The sequence below is a fragment of the Streptomyces sp. NPDC001450 genome (genome assembly GCF_053597295.1).
The window spans coordinates 1-1,780 of sequence record NZ_JBSFHY010000141.1; the positions used below are offsets into that span (position 1 = coordinate 1).

The 1,780-nt window shown below is 66.0% G+C and carries 2 protein-coding genes and 2 pseudogenes; 3 read left to right on the plus strand and 1 reads right to left on the minus strand.

The features are described 5' to 3' along the window. From ACWC5O_RS45400 to ACWC5O_RS45410, 3 genes and pseudogenes are all read left to right on the plus strand, one after another. Positions 1–193, plus strand: a pseudogene (locus ACWC5O_RS45400) (two-component sensor histidine kinase); the annotation flags it as partial. A 54-nt stretch (positions 194–247) separates the two neighbouring features. After that, a complete protein-coding gene (locus ACWC5O_RS45405) occupies positions 248–475 on the plus strand; it encodes a nuclear transport factor 2 family protein (RefSeq protein ID WP_450781388.1) in 228 nt (75 codons plus the stop codon). A 54-nt stretch (positions 476–529) separates the two neighbouring features. Further along, positions 530–1,461 (plus strand): IS5 family transposase gene (locus tag ACWC5O_RS45410; RefSeq protein WP_450781386.1). Its coding sequence is split into 2 segments (ribosomal slippage): positions 530–883 and positions 886–1,461, totalling 930 coding nucleotides; the frame shifts between segments, so codons are not numbered across the junction. Positions 1,462–1,492: 31 nt separating this feature from the next. Here the strand turns inward: ACWC5O_RS45410 and ACWC5O_RS45415 are convergent. After that, positions 1,493–1,780, minus strand: a pseudogene (locus ACWC5O_RS45415) (IS5/IS1182 family transposase); the annotation flags it as partial.

Genomic DNA, 1,780 nt, shown 5'->3' on the forward strand with positions numbered 1-1,780 from the left:
AGCCGTGCTGACCCGTACGCAGGACTCGGCGCTCGGCGACTTCCGCCAGGGGATGCAGAACCGGGCCGCCGCGCTGCCGCTGCGGCCCACCCAGAGCGAACTGCAGAAGACCGCCGAGCAGATGGCCGGCGGCAATGCGGGCTACAGCGTGCTGCTCATCGGCGAGCGCGCCGAGGGCAAGCCGATCGTCGGCGACTACATCCAGCACAACCCACTCGCACCGGACGGCGCCGAGACGCTGAAGAATCTGGGCGTCGGCTTTCACCAGCAGCTCCCGGACGCCGAGTACGACGTCATACGGGTGATCTCCGAGGGCGACCTGGTGCTGGTCCACTCGAACGTAGTGACGACGCCGGGCGCGCGGGGCGCGGCGGTGTTCGACATCTTCCGCTTCCAGGACGGGAAGATCGCCGAGCACTGGGACGTGAGCCAGAACGTGCCGGAGACCTCCGCGAACGACAACACCTTGTTCTAGGCGCTGTTTCTCGGATCTCCTGACGTGAGTGGGGTGTTGGGGCAGGCTGGCGGTATGGGCCGTGGGGATCTGACGAATGCGGAGTGGGATCGGCTGGAGTCGTTCTTACCTCGTGGTGGTGCGCGTGGGGGTCGGTGGAGTGATCACCGGCGGGTGATCAACGGGGTGCTGTACCGGGTACGGACTGGTGTGCAGTGGCGGGATCTGCCGGAGCGGTTCGGGCCGTGGGAAACGGTCTATAAACGTCATCGCCGCTGGTCAGCGGATGGAACGTGGGAGATGCTGCTGTCGAAAGTCCAGGCCGCCGAGGATGCCGCGGGCCGGATCGACTGGGACGTGTCGGTGGACTCAACAGCGGTGCGGGCCCACCAACATGCCGCCGGCGCGAGGAAAGCTCCCCCGGCCTCGGTCCCTCAAAAAGGGGCCGACCGGGGGACGAACCAGGTCGATCCGCTGCTTCGGAAACTGGCCGTCCGGCTGGAGGAGGTGGTCAGATCGGCGAGTGCCTGGGACGTTCCCGCGGCGGCTTCACCACCAAGATCCATCTCGCCGCCGAAGGGCGATGTCGGCCTCTCGCCTTCGTCCTGACACCCGGTCACTACGGCGACGGTCCTCAGCTCGAGCGGGTGCTCAAGCAGGTTTCCGTGCCTCGCACCGGAGTCGGACGACCTCGCACCCGGCCCGACCGTGTCCTGGCGGACAAGGCCTACACATCCCGGAGAAATCGCCGCTACCTGCGACGACGCGGAATCCCACACACCATCCCTGAACGCCTCGACCAGCAAAGACACCGGCAGAACCGAGGATCCCGCGGCGGCCGGCCCACCGGATTCGACAGCGAGCGCTACAAGAAACGCAACACAGTCGAACGAGCCATCAACCGGCTGAAGGGCTTCCGGTCCGTCGCCACCCGTTACGAGAAGCGCGCCTACATCTACGGTGGCACTGTCACCCTCGCAGCCCTCATGATCTGGCTCCGAACATGATCCGAGAAACAGCGCCTAGATCCGGCGGAGATCACGGGCGGAGCCAAAGTCGGATCGAGGCGACCGTGACGGTGCCGTGGAAGATGTAGGCGCGCTTGTCGAACCTCGTCGCCACAGCCCGCGAATTCTTCAACGCGTTGATCGTCCGCTCAACTTCGTTCCTCCTTTTGTAGATCGTCTTGTCGAAGCCGGTGGGCCGGCCGCCTCTGCTGCCCCGGCTCTGGCGGTTGGCACGCTGGTTCTTCGGCTCAGGGATGGTGTGCTTGATCTGGCGCCTGCGCAGGTAGCGGCGGTTGCGGCGGGAGGAATACGCCTTGTC